The organism is Streptococcus infantis SPAR10 (assembly GCF_000279535.1).
Classification (GTDB): domain Bacteria; phylum Bacillota; class Bacilli; order Lactobacillales; family Streptococcaceae; genus Streptococcus; species Streptococcus infantis_I.
The window spans coordinates 112,397-130,000 of the sequence record NZ_ALCH01000002.1; the positions used below are offsets into that span (position 1 = coordinate 112,397).

Annotated in this window: 12 protein-coding genes, 2 tRNA genes, 2 rRNA genes and 1 pseudogene (1 of these 17 running past the window's edge); 16 read left to right on the forward strand and 1 reads right to left on the reverse strand. The window is 40.9% G+C overall.

Annotation, left to right across the window (positions count from 1 at the left end; translation table 11 throughout):
• The first annotated feature begins 56 nt into the window (after nt 1-56).
• The 10 genes and pseudogenes from rnpA to gap all read left to right on the forward strand — a co-directional run bounded on the left by rnpA (nt 57) and on the right by gap (nt 10,553).
• Nucleotides 57-428, forward strand: a complete 372-nt coding sequence (gene rnpA / locus SPAR10_RS04345; protein ID WP_004251130.1) for a ribonuclease P protein component — start codon at nt 57-59, stop codon at nt 426-428.
• Entirely contained in the window at nt 403-1,218 is an 816-nt protein-coding gene (locus tag SPAR10_RS04350) for a YidC/Oxa1 family membrane protein insertase (protein WP_004251132.1), read from the forward strand. The genes rnpA and SPAR10_RS04350 overlap by 26 nt, the downstream gene beginning before the upstream one ends.
• A 14-nt stretch (nt 1,219-1,232) precedes the next feature.
• The gene (jag, locus tag SPAR10_RS04355) at nt 1,233-2,189 is read left to right on the forward strand and encodes an RNA-binding cell elongation regulator Jag/EloR (protein ID WP_004251133.1); all 957 of its coding nucleotides are present in this window, start codon (nt 1,233-1,235) and stop codon (nt 2,187-2,189) included.
• Nucleotides 2,190-2,239: 50 nt separating this feature from the next.
• Nucleotides 2,240-2,860, forward strand: a pseudogene (locus SPAR10_RS04360) (ribonuclease P).
• Nucleotides 2,861-2,978: 118 nt separating this feature from the next.
• Complete coding sequence (gene tkt, locus SPAR10_RS04365) at nt 2,979-4,955, forward strand: transketolase (RefSeq protein ID WP_004251135.1); 1,977 nt, start codon at nt 2,979-2,981, stop codon at nt 4,953-4,955.
• Between the two features lie 115 nt (nt 4,956-5,070).
• The gene (gene yajC / locus SPAR10_RS04370; protein WP_004251136.1) at nt 5,071-5,391 is read left to right on the forward strand and encodes a preprotein translocase subunit YajC; all 321 of its coding nucleotides are present in this window, start codon (nt 5,071-5,073) and stop codon (nt 5,389-5,391) included.
• 48 nt (nt 5,392-5,439) lie between these two features.
• A complete protein-coding gene (locus SPAR10_RS04375; RefSeq protein ID WP_025170533.1) occupies nt 5,440-5,895 on the forward strand; it encodes a low molecular weight protein-tyrosine-phosphatase in 456 nt (151 codons plus the stop codon).
• Nucleotides 5,870-6,283 carry an MORN repeat-containing protein gene (locus tag SPAR10_RS04380; protein ID WP_004251138.1) on the forward strand — a complete coding sequence of 138 codons (414 nt, stop codon included), beginning with the start codon at nt 5,870-5,872 and terminating at the stop codon, nt 6,281-6,283. The genes SPAR10_RS04375 and SPAR10_RS04380 overlap by 26 nt, the downstream gene beginning before the upstream one ends.
• Nucleotides 6,284-6,582: 299 nt before the next feature.
• Complete coding sequence (gene adhE / locus SPAR10_RS04385; RefSeq protein ID WP_004251139.1) at nt 6,583-9,234, forward strand: bifunctional acetaldehyde-CoA/alcohol dehydrogenase; 2,652 nt, start codon at nt 6,583-6,585, stop codon at nt 9,232-9,234.
• A gap of 308 nt (nt 9,235-9,542) precedes the next feature.
• A complete protein-coding gene (gene gap / locus SPAR10_RS04390) occupies nt 9,543-10,553 on the forward strand; it encodes a type I glyceraldehyde-3-phosphate dehydrogenase (RefSeq protein ID WP_004251141.1) in 1,011 nt (336 codons plus the stop codon).
• Between the two features lie 66 nt (nt 10,554-10,619).
• Here the strand turns inward: gap and SPAR10_RS04395 are convergent, their stop codons facing one another.
• Nucleotides 10,620-11,495: an RluA family pseudouridine synthase gene (locus tag SPAR10_RS04395; RefSeq protein WP_100249480.1), complete on the reverse strand. Its 876-nt coding sequence runs from the start codon at nt 11,493-11,495 to the stop codon at nt 10,620-10,622.
• Between the two features lie 88 nt (nt 11,496-11,583).
• Here SPAR10_RS04395 and pbp2a point away from each other — a divergent pair, with 88 nt between their 5' ends.
• The 6 genes from pbp2a to SPAR10_RS04425 form a co-directional block, all read left to right on the forward strand.
• Nucleotides 11,584-13,809: a penicillin-binding protein PBP2A gene (gene pbp2a, locus SPAR10_RS04400; RefSeq protein ID WP_004251147.1), complete on the forward strand. Its 2,226-nt coding sequence runs from the start codon at nt 11,584-11,586 to the stop codon at nt 13,807-13,809.
• Nucleotides 13,810-13,993: 184 nt separating this feature from the next.
• Nucleotides 13,994-14,473: a sigma factor gene (locus tag SPAR10_RS04405; protein ID WP_004251150.1), complete on the forward strand. Its 480-nt coding sequence runs from the start codon at nt 13,994-13,996 to the stop codon at nt 14,471-14,473.
• Nucleotides 14,474-14,540: 67 nt separating this feature from the next.
• A tRNA-Glu gene (locus SPAR10_RS04410) sits at nt 14,541-14,612 on the forward strand.
• 228 nt (nt 14,613-14,840) lie between these two features.
• Nucleotides 14,841-16,388: ribosomal RNA gene (locus SPAR10_RS04415) — 16S ribosomal RNA — on the forward strand.
• A gap of 50 nt (nt 16,389-16,438) precedes the next feature.
• A tRNA-Ala gene (locus SPAR10_RS04420) sits at nt 16,439-16,511 on the forward strand.
• A 125-nt stretch (nt 16,512-16,636) separates the two neighbouring features.
• A 23S ribosomal RNA gene (locus SPAR10_RS04425) occupies nt 16,637-17,604 on the forward strand; it runs 1,933 nt beyond the window's last position.
• The 16S and 23S rRNA genes sit together here with 2 tRNA genes alongside, the layout of an rRNA operon.

Genomic DNA, 17,604 nt, shown 5'->3' on the forward strand with positions numbered 1-17,604 from the left:
GCTTTTTGAAAAATTATGGTATAATAGTAGTAGTTTTATTAGATGGAGTAGAATTTTTGAGAAAAAGCTTTCGTGTAAAAAAAGAGAAAGATTTCGACGCCATATTTAAAAAGGGAGCAAGTGTAGCTAATCGAAAATTTGTTATTTATCGATTAGAAAATAATGAAACACATTTTCGAGTAGGTTTATCAGTCAGTAAAAAATTAGGAAATGCTGTGACAAGAAACCAAATCAAGAGAAGAATCCGGCATGTTCTCATTCAAAATAGTAATCAAATTGCTGATAATGTCGATTTTGTTGTGATTGCTCGAAAAGACGTTGAACTATTAGAATATGCAGAAATTGAAAAAAACTTACTTCATGTTTTGAGATTAGCAAAGATTTACCAGGAAGGAAATAAGAGTGAAGAAGAAATTACAATTGACTAGTTTGTTAGGTTTGTCCTTGTTGGTAATGACTGCTTGTGCAACTAGTGAAGTGTCTGCAGATTCTGCAGACTTTTGGAGTAAACTTGTTTATTTTTTTGCTGAAACTATTCGATTTTTGTCATTTGATGTCAGCATTGGTTTAGGGATTATTCTGTTCACAGTCTTGATTAGAACAATACTGTTACCGGTCTTTCAAACACAAATGGTGGCTTCCAGAAAAATGCAAGAGGCGCAACCTCTTATCAAAGAATTACGTGAACGTTATCCAGGTCGCGACATGGAAAGTCGTACTAAGCTAGATCAGGAAACACGTAAATTATTTAAAGAATTAGGCATTAAGCAATCCGCATCCTTCTGGCCGCTTTTGATTCAAATGCCAATTCTATTGGCTCTTTTCCAAGCTTTATCAAACGTAGATTTTTTGAAGACAGGCCACTTCTTATGGTTCAATCTAGGTGGAGCTGATACCACTTTCGTACTACCTATTTTAGCTGCCCTATTCACCTTCCTCAGTAGCTGGCTTTCAAATAAAGCTTTGCCTGAGAAAAATGGTGCAATGACAGGTATGATGTATGGGATGCCTGTTATAATCTTCTTTTTTGCAATATCTGCTCCAAGTGGTGTCGCTCTTTACTGGGCGGTTTCAAATGCTTATCAAGTATTGCAAACTTACCTTTTGAATAACCCCTTCAAAATTATTGCAGAGCGTGAAGCAGATGTGCAAGCTAAGAAGGATTTAGAAGTTAAGAAAAGAAAAGCTCTAAAGAAAGCACAGAAAAAGAAAAAGTAAGGAGAAATCTGATAATGGTATTATTTACAGGTTCAACAGTTGAAGAAGCAATCCAAAAGGGATTGAATGAATTAAATATTCCGAGAATGAAAGCTCATATCAAAGTTGTTTCGAGAGAGAAAAAAGGATTTTTTGGACTTTTTGGTAAAAAACCAGCTCAAGTTGATATCGAAGCAATCAGTGAAACAACGGTTGTAAAAGCAAATCAGCAAGCAATCAAAGGCGTTCCAAAAGAAATTAATGATCAAAATGATCCAGTTAAAACAGTCAGCGAAGCAACCGTTGATTTAGGACATGTAGTTGCTGCTATCAAGAAAATTGAAGAAGAAGGTCAAGAAATCTCCGAAGAAGTCAAAGCTGAAATTCTTAAGAATGATAAAGAAGCCAGCACGATTTTAGAAGAAACAGGCCATATTGAAGTTTTAAAAGAATTGCAACCTGAAGAAACTCAAGACGAGGTTGAGCCTGAAAAAGGTAGCGACTTAGAAAATCTTGGTTTGAAAGTCGAGCCAACATACGACACTGAAAAGGTTGTTGAAGAAGTAACCAATTATGTTCAAGCAATCATCGATGATATGGATGTTGAGGGGACTATTTCTAGCACCTCTAACCGTCGCTCTATTAACATGCAAATTGATACAAATGAGCCAGGCCGTATCATTGGTTACCATGGTAAGGTTTTGAAATCCCTTCAACTTTTGGCACAAAATTACCTCTACAATCGTTATTCAAAAACTTTCTACATTACTATCAACGTGAATGATTATGTTGAACATCGTGCAGAAGTGTTACAAAGTTATGCTCAAAAATTAGCTACACGTGTCTTGGAAGAAGGCCGTAGTCAGATGACAGATCCAATGTCAAGCAGCGAGCGTAAAATTATCCATCGTATCATCTCACGAATGGAAGGTGTTACTAGCTACTCTGAAGGTGACGAACCAAATCGTTACGTTGTAGTTGACACAGAATAAAAATGAAAAATCAGGGAAACCTGATTTTTTCTAACTGAAGAAGGAGTAAAATGAAAGAAATCAAGGACTATCTTGCTTATCAAGGGGAACAGTACCGGAATCCTGAAAAAGCAGGAGCTGAAAAAGATAAAATGCTAGACCTGCGTCAAAAAGGGCAGGAAGCGCGAAAGACATTTACTCACCTAGCGGAATGTTTTCAAGCTAGGCATTCCGATTGGAATTTACACCCAACCAGTCAATGGATGAATCAAGCGCAGAGATTACGACCACATTTCTGGGGTTATTTACAGAGAGAGGGGCATGTAACAGAGCCCATGATGGCTCTTCGTTTGTATGGAAATCAGAATAATTGGGGAATCTCTATAGAAGTTAGCTTTGTAGAGAGAAAGAAAGATGAGACTACCTTGTCAAAACAGGCTAAAGTTTTGGATGTGCCAGTGGTTGAGGGAATCTATTATTGGGTTCAGAAAAACGATGAAAGCTATAGAGTATAAGCTACTGAGGAGAATAGGCAACTTTTAAGACAACAATTATCCAATCAGGAGATTCGTAAGGTTTTAGTAAAAGTTGATATTCCAGTAGCCGATGAAGATACTATAGATAAGCTTCTAGATAAACTTGATAGAGGTTTTGAAAAACTATCACCTTACTATCAAGTGACTAGAGATTAGTATAATCGGCTGAGTCATTTTATAGTAAATTGTTTTATTGCTATTCTATCTGTTTTTTCATATAATAGTAGAATAGGATATGTGATAAACTTATCACCTTAAATAGAAAGGAAATTCTATGTCAAATCTATCTGTTAATGCTATTCGTTTCTTGGGTATTGACGCTATTAATAAAGCTAATTCAGGTCACCCAGGGGTGGTTATGGGTGCTGCTCCGATGGCTTACAGCCTTTTCACTAAAGAACTTCGTATCAATCCAGCTCAACCAAACTGGATCAACCGCGACCGTTTTATTCTTTCAGCGGGTCACGGATCAATGCTTCTCTATGCCCTTCTTCATCTTTCTGGATTTGAAGATGTGAGCATGGATGAAGTGAAGAGCTTCCGTCAATGGGGATCTAAAACTCCAGGTCACCCAGAATTTGGTCATACAGCAGGGGTTGATGCAACAACAGGTCCTCTAGGACAAGGGATTGCGACTGCGACAGGTTTTGCACAAGCAGAACGTTTCCTTGCAGCCAAGTATAACCGCGAAGGTTATAACATCTTTGATCACTACACATATGTTATTTGTGGAGATGGTGACTTGATGGAAGGTGTATCAAGTGAAGCTGCTTCTTATGCAGGTTTGCAGAAACTTGACAAATTGGTTGTTCTCTATGATTCAAATGATATCAACTTGGACGGTGAGACAAAAGATTCATTCACAGAGAGTGTTCGCGATCGTTACAATGCTTACGGTTGGCATACAGCCTTGGTTGGAGATGGGACAGACTTAGAAGCTATTCAAGCAGCTATTGAAGAAGCTAAGGCTTCAGGGAAACCATCTTTAATTGAAGTAAAAACTGTTATTGGTTATGGTTCGCCAAACAAACAAGGGACTAATGCCGTACACGGTGCCCCTCTTGGTACGGATGAAACTGCAGCAACACGTCAAGCACTTGGTTGGAACTATGAACCATTTGAAATCCCAGCAGAAGTTTATGCTGATTTCAAAGAAAATGTTGCGGACCGAGGTGCATCAGCATATGAAGCATGGACAAAACTAGTTGCAGATTATAAAGGAGCTTACCCAGAGCTTGCTGCAGAAGTGGAAGCAATCATCGACGGACGCGATCCAGTTGAATTGACTTCAGAAGACTTCCCAGCTTTAGAAAATGGCTTTTCTCAAGCAACTCGTAACTCAAGCCAGGATGCTTTAAATGTAGTGGCTGCTAAATTGCCAACCTTCCTTGGTGGATCAGCTGACCTTGCTCATTCAAATATGACTTACATCAAAACTGACGGACTTCAGGACGATGCAAATCGCTTGAACCGTAATATACAGTTTGGTGTCCGTGAATTTGCAATGGGTACTGTCTTGAACGGAATGGCTCTTCACGGTGGACTTCGAGTTTACGGTGGAACTTTCTTCGTATTCTCAGACTACCTTAAAGCAGCAGTTCGTTTATCAGCTCTACAAGGTCTTCCTGTAACCTATGTCTTCACCCACGATTCAATCGCAGTTGGTGAAGATGGACCAACTCATGAACCGATTGAGCACTTGGCAGGACTTCGCGCGATTCCAAACCTTAATGTTTTCCGTCCAGCAGATGCGCGTGAAACTCAAGCGGCTTGGTACCTTGCAGTGAAGAGTGAGAAAACACCAACTGCCCTTGTTTTGACTCGTCAAAACTTGACTGTTGAGGAAGGAACAGACTTTGATAAGGTTGCGAAAGGTGCTTATGTTGTCTATGAAAATGCTACAGACTTTGACACTATTTTGATTGCAACAGGTTCAGAAGTGAATCTGGCTGTTGCAGCTGCGAAGGAATTAGCAAGTCAAGGTGGAAAAGTTCGCGTAGTCAGCATGCCATCTACAGATGTATTTGATGCACAAGATGTAGCTTACAAAGAAGAAATCTTACCAAATGCAGTTCGTCGCCGTGTAGCGGTTGAAATGGGAGCGACTCAAAACTGGTACAAATACGTTGGTCTTGATGGAGCAGTTCTCGGTATTGATACCTTTGGAGCATCTGCCCCAGCTTCAAAAGTGTTGGCAGAGTATGGATTTACAGTTGAAAACCTAGTAGAACTTGTAAACAACTTGAAATAAGAAAAATCAGAGCTTTGCTCTGGTTTTTTATTGACTTAAAACTAAGGTGCAATCTTGTAAAAAATAGTGAAATTTGATATAGTAGTTTTATCTGAATTACAAAGGAGAAAATACAATGAATGCAAATTTAACATTTGTGATTATGCTTGTAGGGATGTTTGCCTTGATGTTCTTTATGCAACGTTCTCAAAAGAAACAAGCTGAAAAACGCATGGAGAGTCTCAATAAACTTCAAAAAGGCTATGAAGTCATTACTATCGGTGGTTTATACGGTACAGTTGATGAAGTTGATACCGAAAACAGAACGATTGTACTTGATGTAGACGGAGTTTACTTGACTTTTGAACTTGGAGCTATCAAATCTGTCTTGCCACTTAAAGAGGCTGTTACATCAGAAGGCACAGTTGTTGATGGTGAAAGCGCGATTGAAGAATAAAACGGGGTGGATCTCATACCCCTTTTTCTATGAAGATGGGGAATAATAATGAAGAAAGTTGTTTTTGTATGTCTTGGTAATATTTGCCGCAGTCCTATGGCAGAATTTGTTATGAAATCTTTAACCGATGATTATGAGATTGAAAGTAGAGCAACTTCTTCTTGGGAACATGGAAATCCAATTCACAAAGGAACTCAGAAAATTTTTAAAGCTCACGAGATTCCTTACGATTCATCAAAAACATCACAGCAAATTTCTAAGGGTGATTTTGAATATTTTGATTATGTCATTGGGATGGACGAGTCCAATCTTCTAGATTTGACTCGGATGTGTCCTCAAGATCAACAACACAAGCTAGAGGCATTTGCTTCTGAGGGTGTTCCTGATCCATGGTATACAGGTGATTTTGATGAAACTTACGATCGAGTTTTAACTGGTTGCCAAGCTTGGCTAACACGTTTAGAAAATGAGGCAAAAAATGGATATTTTAAAGAAATTCTATGATAAGTATAGTGTCTATATAACGCGTCCTCGTTTGGAAATTGCAACAGTAGTAGTCATAGCTCTTTGTGCTATATTTGTATTTGTAGGAAATATGCCTAAGCAAGGAGTTTTAAAACTGGATGGCGATTCACTTGTATATGATGGAAGTATTGTTCGTGGAAAGATGAATGGCAAAGGCACAATGACCTTCTCAAATGGCGACACTTATACTGGTGAATTTAAAAATGGAGCATTTAACGGTAAAGGGACCTACCAAGCTAAAGAAGGCTGGGTTTATGAAGGGGACTTTGTTAATGGCCAAGCTGAAGGAAAAGGAAAACTGACTACAGAGCAAGAAGTTGTCTATGAAGGCGACTTTAAACAAGGACTCTTCCAACAAGCACAATAACCTCCTCTTAGAGGGGGTAATATACCGTACCTATAGAAAGCGCTTACATGGAAATTGAGACGCCTTTCAATACCCTTTTACAATGAAGTTTGTGAAAAATAAAAGTTTTATGGGATTATTCACAAAGTATAAGTTAAAAAGTGTATGGGTAGGGCTGTGTAAAATTATTTTCACAAGCGAATAAAAAAAGTTTGTGAAATTTCTATGAAACTGTTTACAAATCTTGAAAAAAGAGTTATAATAAGATTGTGAAAAAATTAACAAAGGACTTACAATCCTTGAAAGCTATGGAGGAAAATATGGCTGATAAAAAAACTGTAACACCAGAGGAAAAGAAACTCGCTGCTGAAAAGCATGTCGATGGATTGGTGCAAAAAGCTTTGGTTGCCCTTGAAGAAATGCGTAAACTTGACCAAGATCAAGTCGATTATATTGTAGCAAAAGCTTCAGTTGCAGCTCTTGATGCCCACGGAGAATTGGCTCTACATGCCTTTGAAGAAACAGGACGTGGAGTATTTGAAGATAAAGCGACTAAGAACTTGTTTGCCTGTGAGCACGTAGTAAACAACATGCGCCACACTAAAACAGTTGGTGTTATTGAAGAAGACGATGTGACAGGATTGACTCTTATCGCTGAACCAGTTGGTGTTGTTTGTGGTATCACTCCAACAACTAACCCAACTTCAACAGCAATCTTTAAAGCTTTGATTTCATTGAAGACTCGTAATCCTATTGTCTTTGCATTCCACCCATCAGCTCAAGAATCATCTGCTCACGCTGCTCAAATCGTGCGTGATGCAGCGATTAAAGCAGGAGCTCCTGAAAATTGTGTACAGTGGATTACTGAACCATCTATGGAAGCAACTAGCGCATTGATGAACCACGAAGGTATTGCAACAATTCTTGCAACAGGTGGTAATGCCATGGTTAAAGCTGCATACTCATGTGGAAAACCAGCTCTTGGGGTAGGTGCCGGAAACGTTCCAGCTTATGTTGAAAAATCAGCTAATATTCGCCAAGCTGCTCACGATATCGTCATGTCTAAATCATTTGATAATGGTATGGTCTGTGCATCTGAACAAGCGGTTATTATTGATAAAGAAATTTATGATGAATTTGTAGCAGAGTTAAAATCTTACCACACTTACTTTGTAAACAAAAAAGAAAAAGCTCTTCTTGAAGAATTCTGCTTCGGCGTGAAAGCAAACAGCAAAAACTGCGCTGGTGCAAAATTGAACGCTGACATCGTTGGTAAACCAGCAACTTGGATCGCAGAACAAGCAGGATTTACTGTTCCAGAAGGAACAAACATTCTTGCTGCAGAATGTAAAGAAGTTGGTGAAAACGAGCCATTGACTCGTGAAAAATTGTCACCAGTTATCGCAGTTTTGAAATCTGAAAGCCGTGAAGATGGTATTGCTAAAGCTCGTCAAATGGTTGAATTTAACGGTCTTGGGCACTCAGCTGCTATCCATACAGCTGATGAAGAATTGACTAAAGAATTTGGTAAAGCTGTTAAAGCTATCCGTGTTATCTGTAACTCACCTTCTACTTTCGGTGGTATCGGGGATGTTTATAATGCCTTCTTGCCATCATTGACACTCGGATGTGGTTCTTACGGACGTAACTCAGTTGGGGATAACGTTAGCGCCATTAACCTCTTGAATATCAAAAAAGTCGGAAGACGGAGAAATAACATGCAATGGATGAAACTTCCTTCAAAAACATACTTTGAACGTGATTCAATTCAATACCTTCAAAAATGTCGTGACGTTGAGCGTGTCATGATCGTTACTGACCACGCTATGGTAGAGCTTGGCTTCCTTGATCGTATCATCGAGCAACTTGACCTTCGTCGCAATAAGGTTGTTTACCAAATCTTTGCAGATGTAGAGCCAGATCCAGATATCACTACAGTTGAACGTGGTACTGAGATTATGCGTTCCTTCAAACCAGATACAATCATTGCTCTTGGTGGTGGATCACCAATGGACGCTGCTAAAGTAATGTGGCTCTTCTATGAGCAACCAGAAGTGGACTTCCGTGACCTTGTACAAAAATTCATGGATATCCGTAAACGTGCCTTCAAATTCCCATTGCTTGGTAAGAAGACTAAATTCATCGCGATTCCAACTACATCTGGTACAGGATCTGAAGTAACTCCATTTGCCGTTATCTCTGATAAAGCAAACAACCGTAAATACCCAATCGCTGACTACTCATTGACACCAACTGTGGCAATCGTAGACCCTGCCTTGGTATTGACAGTTCCTGGATTTGTTGCTGCTGACACTGGTATGGACGTATTGACTCACGCAACTGAAGCTTACGTATCACAAATGGCTAGCGACTACACTGACGGTCTTGCTCTTCAAGCGATCAAACTCGTATTTGAAAACCTTGAAAGTTCAGTTAAGAATGCAGACTTCCATTCACGTGAGAAAATGCATAACGCTTCAACTATTGCTGGTATGGCCTTTGCTAATGCCTTCCTAGGTATTTCTCACTCAATGGCTCACAAGATTGGTGCACAATTCCACACAGTTCACGGACGTACAAATGCAATCTTGCTTCCATACGTTATCCGTTACAATGGTACACGCCCAGCTAAGACAGCTACATGGCCTAAGTACAACTACTACCGTGCAGATGAGAAATATCAAGATATCGCTCGTATGCTTGGACTTCCAGCTTCTACTCCAGAAGAAGGGGTTGCATCTTATGCTAAAGCTGTTTACGAACTCGGTGAGCGCGTAGGTATCGAAATGAACTTCAAAGCACAAGGTGTTGACGAGAAAGAATGGAAAGAACATTCACGTGAATTGGCCTTCCTTGCTTATGAAGATCAATGTTCACCTGCAAATCCACGTCTTCCAATGGTTGATCATATGCAAGAAATCATCGAAGATGCTTACTATGGTTACAAAGAAAGACCAGGACGTCTTAAATAATTGATTATCAGTCAGAGGCAGGAGTAATCCTGCCTCTTTTTATAGTTTTTCAAAATAGAAGAGGTTAAAAGTTTAACAAAAAGTTTTGTAAATAACTATAAAGATGTATATTGATAGACTTTTGACAAAGGGAATCTATATAAAATTGTGTATCTAGAAAATAGAAAACTGAAGTGAAAATCAACGTCAGCGCTTGCAATAAAACTAAAATAGTTATATAATAGGTTTGTTGAAAGGTGATTTGTAGTGATTCAAGTTACTCTTTTCACAATAAAATTTTCATGATTTTCATAAGGAGGAAATCACTAATGGTAGTTAAAGTTGGTATTAACGGTTTCGGTCGTATCGGTCGTCTTGCTTTCCGTCGTATCCAAAACGTAGAAGGTGTTGAAGTTACTCGCATCAACGACCTTACAGATCCAGTTATGCTTGCACACTTGTTGAAATACGACACAACTCAAGGTCGTTTCGACGGTACTGTGGAAGTTAAAGAAGGTGGATTCGAAGTTAACGGTAAATTCGTTAAAGTTTCTGCTGAACGTGATCCAGAACAAATCGACTGGGCTAACGACGGTGTAGAAATCGTTCTTGAAGCGACTGGTTTCTTTGCTAAGAAAGAAGCTGCTGAAAAACACTTGCATGCAGGTGGCGCTAAGAAAGTTGTTATCACTGCTCCTGGTGGAAATGACGTTAAAACAGTTGTATTTAACACTAACCACGACGTTCTTGATGGTACTGAAACAGTTATCTCAGGTGCTTCATGTACTACAAACTGCTTGGCTCCAATGGCTAAAGCTCTTCAAGATAACTTCGGTGTTGTAGAAGGATTGATGACTACTATCCACGCTTACACTGGTGACCAAATGATTCTTGACGGACCACACCGTGGTGGTGACCTTCGTCGTGCTCGCGCTGGTGCTGCAAACATCGTTCCTAACTCAACTGGTGCTGCTAAAGCTATCGGTCTTGTAATCCCAGAATTGAACGGTAAACTTGACGGATCTGCACAACGCGTTCCAACTCCAACTGGATCAGTTACTGAATTGGTAGCTGTTCTTGAAAAGAACGTTACTGTTGATGAAGTGAACGCAGCTATGAAAGCAGCTTCAAACGAATCATACGGTTACACAGAAGATCCAATCGTATCTTCAGATATCGTAGGTATGTCATACGGTTCATTGTTTGACGCAACTCAAACTAAAGTTCTTGACGTTGACGGTAAACAATTGGTTAAAGTTGTATCATGGTACGACAACGAAATGTCTTACACTGCACAACTTGTACGTACTCTTGAATACTTCGCAAAAATTGCTAAATAATTTCTGAGTCGAAAAAGCAAGACCAATCGGTCTTGCTTTTTGTATCTATAAAAATGGATGATAAAATCATCCATTTTGTTTTAATTCTCTTTCAAATGTATCTGAGAGTGTGGTAAAGCTTAATTGTTTTAAAGTCAGAGGGTGGATAAAGGATAGTTTAAATGCGTGAAGCATCAGTCTCTTGTTTTTTGAGTGTGGGTTGTAGAGAGGGTCCCCGAGGATTGGATGTCCATGGTGAGATAGGTGGACTCGGATCTGATGAGTACGTCCTGTTTTCAATCTACAGCGAACGAGACTGGTTTTGTTTTGAAATTGTTTTAACCGAGTTACATGAGTTTCGGCGTATTGACCATTTTTTTGATCCACAATTCTTTTTCTACGATCGTGGCGATTGCGACCAATTTTATCTCGGAAGATCAAGTCCTTAGCCTCTAATCTTCCATCAACCAGAGCCCAGTATTCTCGAGAAATCTCTTTCTTTTCTAATAAGCGATTAAGGATAGGAAGAATAAATGGATTCTTAGCAAACAGTACGAGACCACTTGTTTCCATATCTAGTCTATGGACAACATAGCAAGTTTGACCAACATAGGCGCTGACATGATTGAGAAGAGCTATCTCATCGGGCTGATTTCCATGTGTCTTCATGCCCTCGGGTTTATTGACGATAATTAAATGTTGATCTTGATAGACTTCTTCGACAAGTTTGGGGGTTCCCCAGAGAATTTCTTTTGTAGGATAATCTTCCTCGTCGAAAATCAATTGGCACTCATCTCCGGCCTTGACCATTTGATGCCAATGGACCTCTTCTTGATTAATGAGGATGTGTTTCTTGATTCTCAAAAAGTGCCTTATTTTTCGAGGTATTAACAGCTGTTCTTCTAGAAAATGTTTGACAGTCATTTCGGGTAGAGAGTTGGGGATCGTAAAGGTAAATTTCATACTGATATTGTAACAAAAATCAATTTATTTGGACAGGGGAACTAGCAAAATTCTTGTCTTCCTATGGGGAAGATGATAAAATATACGCATGAAATTAGATACCTTATTTGAAAAATTTCTTTCTTTATTTAAAAAAGAAGAATCTGAAATTGAAAAAACAGAAATGAATGGAATTGAACAAGAAGAAAGTGTGTCGAGCAATTTACGGCGTTCAAGAGCAGGACGAAAGAAAGCGGGAGCAATTGGCCCTGTTCGAAAATTTTGGCGTCGCTATCATCTGACAAAAATCTTTTTGATTCTTGGGCTTAGTGCCAGCTTGTTTGTTGGGGTCTATTTGTTTGCTCTAGCAAAATCGACAAATGTTACCGACTTACAAAACGCTTTAAAAACTCGCACTCTGATTTTTGACAGAGAGGAAAAAGAAGCAGGCGCCTTGTCAGGTCAAAAAGGCACCTATGTCGAACTTTCGGACATCAGTGAAGACTTACAAAATGCCGTCATTGCTACAGAAGATAGAAGTTTCTATAAAAATAGTGGAATTAACTATGGACGCTTTTTCCTGGCTATCCTAACAGCTGGTCGTTCGGGTGGTGGTTCTACAATTACCCAACAATTAGCGAAAAACGCTTATCTTTCTCAAGATCAGACTGTACAGAGAAAGGCGAAAGAATTCTTTTTAGCTTTGGAGCTAACAAAAAAATATAGTAAGAAAGAAATTCTGACTATGTACTTGAACAATGCCTACTTCGGAAATGGGGTTTGGGGTGTTGAAGATGCAAGTAAAAAATACTTCGGGGTCTCAGCTTCTCAACTGACACTTGATGAAGCTGCAACTTTAGCCGGAATGCTCAAAGGGCCAGAGTTGTATAACCCTTTGAATTCTATTGAAGATTCTACTAATCGTAGAGACACCGTTCTACAAAACATGGTCGCTGCTGGCTATATTGATAAAGACAAAGAAGCGGAAGCTTCGGGTGTTGATATGGCCTCTCAACTCCAGGATGCTTACGAAGGGAAAGTTTCAGACTACCGATATCCATCCTATTTTGATGCTGTTGTTAATGAAGCAATTGAAAAGTATAATTTAACTGAAGAAGAAATTGTGAACAACGGCTATCGTATATATACGGAATTAGATCAGAATTACCAGGCTAATATGCAGGTCATTTATGAAAACACAGCTCTCTTTCCAACCGCAGAAGATGGAACTCATGCTGAGTCGGGCAGTGTTGCTCTAGAGCCAAAAACAGGAGGAGTTCGAGGAGTTGTTGGTCGTGTAGCAGGAGATGATAAAGCCGGTTTCCGAAATTTCAACTATGCAACTCAATCAAAAAGAAGCCCAGGTTCAACTATTAAGCCCTTAGTTGTCTATACCCCAGCAGTCGAAGCTGGTTGGCCTCTAAATAAAGAGTTGGATAATCACACGATGGAGTATGGTGATTACAAGGTAGATAACTACGCAGGAATTAAAACATCTCCAGAAGTTCCAATGTACCAAGCTTTAGCTGAATCCCTAAACCTTCCTGCAGTAGCCACGGTTAAGGAACTTGGTATTGACAAGGCTTTTGAATCAGGCGAAAGATTCGGGCTTAACTTAACCAATGTAGATCGTGTGTTGGGTGTTGCACTGGGCGGTGGTGTGGAAACTAGTCCACTGCAAATGGCGCAAGCTTATGCAGCATTTGCGAACGAAGGTTTGATGCCTGAAGCACATTTCATTACACGTATTGAAAATGCAAGTGGTCAAGTCATTGCTACCCATAAGAATTCTCAAAAACGAGTGATAGATAAATCCGTAGCGGATAAAATGACTAGCATGATGCTAGGGACATTCACAAACGGTACAGGGATAAGTTCATCACCAGATGGTTATGTTATGGCCGGAAAAACAGGTACAACAGAAGCAGCCTTCAACCCGGTGTATACGAGTGACCAGTGGGTTATCGGCTATACGCCAGATGTAGTCATTAGTCACTGGCTTGGTTTCCCGACAACCGATGAAAATCATTATCTAGCAGGTTCGACATCAAATGGCGCCGCTCATATTTTTAGAAGTATGGCAGAAACAATTCTTCCTTATACACCAGGAAGCACATTTACAGTTGAAAATGCCTATAAAATAAATGGGATTGCTCCTGAAAATGTTCCGAATCAGTCAACTGACAATGGTGGTGGGCAGTCAAATGACTCTATAAATGATATCCAAAGTAGAGCTCAGAACCTTATTGATGAGGCAGAAAAAGCTATTTCAGATGCAAAAATTAAAGAAAAGGCAAAAACCGTCTGGGATACAATTGTAGATTTGTTCCAATAAATTTTTTAAAAGACAAGAGCATAACTCTTGTCTCTTTTTATATCCTAAAAAGTCTAAAAAGATATCCCAACGAAATATCAAAAATTCTAAAAAATATAATCAAGCAAGATAAATAACAAAATAGAAGAAATGTCATAATTCGTCTCTACCTTTGCTATACTATTGGCAGAAAAGGAGAACGACTATGTTAGACATGAATTATCACGAAGTAAAAGCTATTGTACATAAGTGTAGAAAAGAATACTACCTTCATTTATGGGAAAAAGAAGATTGGGATCAAGAGGGAATGATTTGCCTACATGACTTATTAGAAAATCACCCTGATTTTAAGGAAAATAAAAATAAGGAATTTTATACCTACTTCAAAACAAAGTTTCGAAATCGAATTTTGGATGCAGTTCGAAAACAAGAAAGTTATAAAAGAAGATTGGATCGACAAGCTTATGAAGAAGTGAGCGAGATTAGCCATCGATTAGGCGAAGGGGGGTTGTTGATAGATGAGTCTTACGCACTACAAGAATTGCTTAACGAGTATCGAGCAGGATTAGGGAAAGAAAAATTGGAGTTATTTGAACGATTGTTGGCTGATGAGCGATTCAAAGGAAGAAAAGCAATGTTGAAAGAACTAAAGCATGTACTAAGAGATTTTTCTCCAAAAAGATAAAAAAATAAGCTCAAGTTCTTGACAAGAATCTAAAAGTGGGTATAATAGAAAGAGTTGAAAAAGCTCAGGTCCGTTGGTCAAGGGGTTAAGACACCGCCTTTTCACGGCGGTAACACGGGTTCGAATCCCGTACGGACTATGGGTGTATCGCGGTTGATGGAAATAGGATTTAAAAAAAGTTAAAAAAACCTGTTGACAGAGAAAAGTGACTGTGATATACTAATATAGTTGTCGCAAGCGCGACAAAGACCTTTGAAAACTGAACAAGACGAACCAATGTGCAGGGCACTATAACTTAAGGTTATAGTACTGAACAATGAAAAAACAATAAATCTGTCAGTGACAGAAATGAGTGAGAACTCAAACTTTTAATGAGAGTTTGATCCTGGCTCAGGACGAACGCTGGCGGCGTGCCTAATACATGCAAGTAGAACGCTGAAGGAGGAGCTTGCTCTTTCCGGATGAGTTGCGAACGGGTGAGTAACGCGTAGGTAACCTGCCTGGTAGCGGGGGATAACTATTGGAAACGATAGCTAATACCGCATAACAGTAGATATCGCATGATAGCTGCTTGAAAGGTGCAATTGCACCACTACCAGATGGACCTGCGTTGTATTAGCTAGTTGGTGAGGTAACGGCTCACCAAGGCCACGATACATAGCCGACCTGAGAGGGTGATCGGCCACACTGGGACTGAGACACGGCCCAGACTCCTACGGGAGGCAGCAGTAGGGAATCTTCGGCAATGGACGGAAGTCTGACCGAGCAACGCCGCGTGAGTGAGGAAGGTTTTCGGATCGTAAAGCTCTGTTGTAAGAGAAGAACGAGTGTGAGAGTGGAAAGTTCACACTGTGACGGTATCTTACCAGAAAGGGACGGCTAACTACGTGCCAGCAGCCGCGGTAATACGTAGGTCCCGAGCGTTGTCCGGATTTATTGGGCGTAAAGCGAGCGCAGGCGGTTAGATAAGTCTGAAGTTAAAGGCTGTGGCTTAACCATAGTACGCTTTGGAAACTGTTTAACTTGAGTGCAAGAGGGGAGAGTGGAATTCCATGTGTAGCGGTGAAATGCGTAGATATATGGAGGAACACCGGTGGCGAAAGCGGCTCTCTGGCTTGTAACTGACGCTGAGGCTCGAAAGCGTGGGGAGCAAACAGGATTAGATACCCTGGTAGTCCACGCCGTAAACGATGAGTGCTAGGTGTTAGACCCTTTCCGGGGTTTAGTGCCGTAGCTAACGCATTAAGCACTCCGCCTGGGGAGTACGACCGCAAGGTTGAAACTCAAAGGAATTGACGGGGGCCCGCACAAGCGGTGGAGCATGTGGTTTAATTCGAAGCAACGCGAAGAACCTTACCAGGTCTTGACATCCCTCTGACCGCTCTAGAGATAGAGTTTTCCTTCGGGACAGAGGTGACAGGTGGTGCATGGTTGTCGTCAGCTCGTGTCGTGAGATGTTGGGTTAAGTCCCGCAACGAGCGCAACCCCTATTGTTAGTTGCCATCATTCAGTTGGGCACTCTAGCGAGACTGCCGGTAATAAACCGGAGGAAGGTGGGGATGACGTCAAATCATCATGCCCCTTATGACCTGGGCTACACACGTGCTACAATGGTTGGTACAACGAGTCGCAAGCCGGTGACGGCAAGCTAATCTCTTAAAGCCAATCTCAGTTCGGATTGTAGGCTGCAACTCGCCTACATGAAGTCGGAATCGCTAGTAATCGCGGATCAGCACGCCGCGGTGAATACGTTCCCGGGCCTTGTACACACCGCCCGTCACACCACGAGAGTTTGTAACACCCGAAGTCGGTGAGGTAACCTTTTAGGAGCCAGCCGCCTAAGGTGGGATAGATGATTGGGGTGAAGTCGTAACAAGGTAGCCGTATCGGAAGGTGCGGCTGGATCACCTCCTTTCTAAGGATAAGGAATGCACATTGGTCTTGTTTAGTCTTGAGAGGTCTTGTGGGGCCTTAGCTCAGCTGGGAGAGCGCCTGCTTTGCACGCAGGAGGTCAGCGGTTCGATCCCGCTAGGCTCCATTGGTGAGAGATCACCAAGTAATGCACATTGAAAATTGAATATCTATATCAAATAGTAACAAGAAAATAAACCGAAAACGCTGTAGTATTAATAAGAGTTTATGACTGAAAGGTCAAAAAAGTAAGGTTAAGTTAATAAGGGCGCACGGTGGATGCCTTGGCACTAGGAGCCGAAGAAGGACGTGACAAACGACGATATGCCTTGGGTAGCTGTAAGTAAGCGATGATCCAGGGATTTCCGAATGGGGGAACCCAACAGGTACTACCTGTTACCCATATCTGTTAAGGATATGAGGAGGAAGACGCAGTGAACTGAAACATCTAAGTAGCTGCAGGAAGAGAAAGCAAAAGCGATTGCCTTAGTAGCGGCGAGCGAAACGGCAGGAGGGCAAACCGAAGAGTTTACTCTTCGGGGTTGTAGGACTGCAATGTGGACTCAAAGACTATAGAAGAATGACATGGGAAGGTCAGCCAAAGAGAGTGAGAGCCTCGTATTTAAAATAGTCTTTGTACCTAGCAGTATCCTGAGTACGGCGAGACACGTGAAATCTCGTCGGAATCTGGGAGGACCATCTCCCAACCCTAAATACTCCCTAGTGACCGATAGTGAACCAGTACCGTGAGGGAAAAGGTGAAAAGCACCCCGGGAGGGGAGTGAAATAGAACCTGAAACCGTGTGCCTACAACAAGTTCGAGCCCGTTAATGGGTGAGAGCGTGCCTTTTGTAGAATGAACCGGCGAGTTACGATATGATGCGAGGTTAAGTTGAAGAGACGGAGCCGTAGGGAAACCGAGTCTGAATAGGGCGCTTTAGTATTATGTCGTAGACCCGAAACCATGTGACCTACCCATGAGCAGGTTGAAGGTGCGGTAAGACGCACTGGAGGACCGAACCAGGGCACGTTGAAAAGTGCTTGGATGACTTGTGGGTAGCGGAGAAATTCCAAACGAACTTGGAGATAGCTGGTTCTCTCCGAAATAGCTTTAGGGCTAGCGTCGACATTAGAGATTCTTGGAGGTAGAGCACTGTTTGGGTGAGGGGTCCATCCCGGATTACCAATCTCATATAAACTCCGAATGCCAATGAATTATG

Bases quoted from the DNA above. Each gene is read 5' to 3' on its own strand.
- jag (WP_004251133.1), top strand. From the start codon at position 1,233: ATGGTATTATTTACAGGTTCAACAGTTGAAGAAGCAATCCAAAAGGGA.
- tkt (WP_004251135.1), top strand. From the start codon at position 2,979: ATGTCAAATCTATCTGTTAATGCTATTCGTTTCTTGGGTATTGACGCT.
- yajC (WP_004251136.1), top strand. From the start codon at position 5,071: ATGAATGCAAATTTAACATTTGTGATTATGCTTGTAGGGATGTTTGCC.
- SPAR10_RS04375 (WP_025170533.1), top strand. From the start codon at position 5,440: ATGAAGAAAGTTGTTTTTGTATGTCTTGGTAATATTTGCCGCAGTCCT.
- SPAR10_RS04380 (WP_004251138.1), top strand. From the start codon at position 5,870: ATGGATATTTTAAAGAAATTCTATGATAAGTATAGTGTCTATATAACG.
- adhE (WP_004251139.1), top strand. From the start codon at position 6,583: ATGGCTGATAAAAAAACTGTAACACCAGAGGAAAAGAAACTCGCTGCT.
- gap (WP_004251141.1), top strand. From the start codon at position 9,543: ATGGTAGTTAAAGTTGGTATTAACGGTTTCGGTCGTATCGGTCGTCTT.
- SPAR10_RS04395 (WP_100249480.1), bottom strand. From the start codon at position 11,495: ATGAAATTTACCTTTACGATCCCCAACTCTCTACCCGAAATGACTGTC.
- pbp2a (WP_004251147.1), top strand. From the start codon at position 11,584: ATGAAATTAGATACCTTATTTGAAAAATTTCTTTCTTTATTTAAAAAA.
- SPAR10_RS04405 (WP_004251150.1), top strand. From the start codon at position 13,994: ATGTTAGACATGAATTATCACGAAGTAAAAGCTATTGTACATAAGTGT.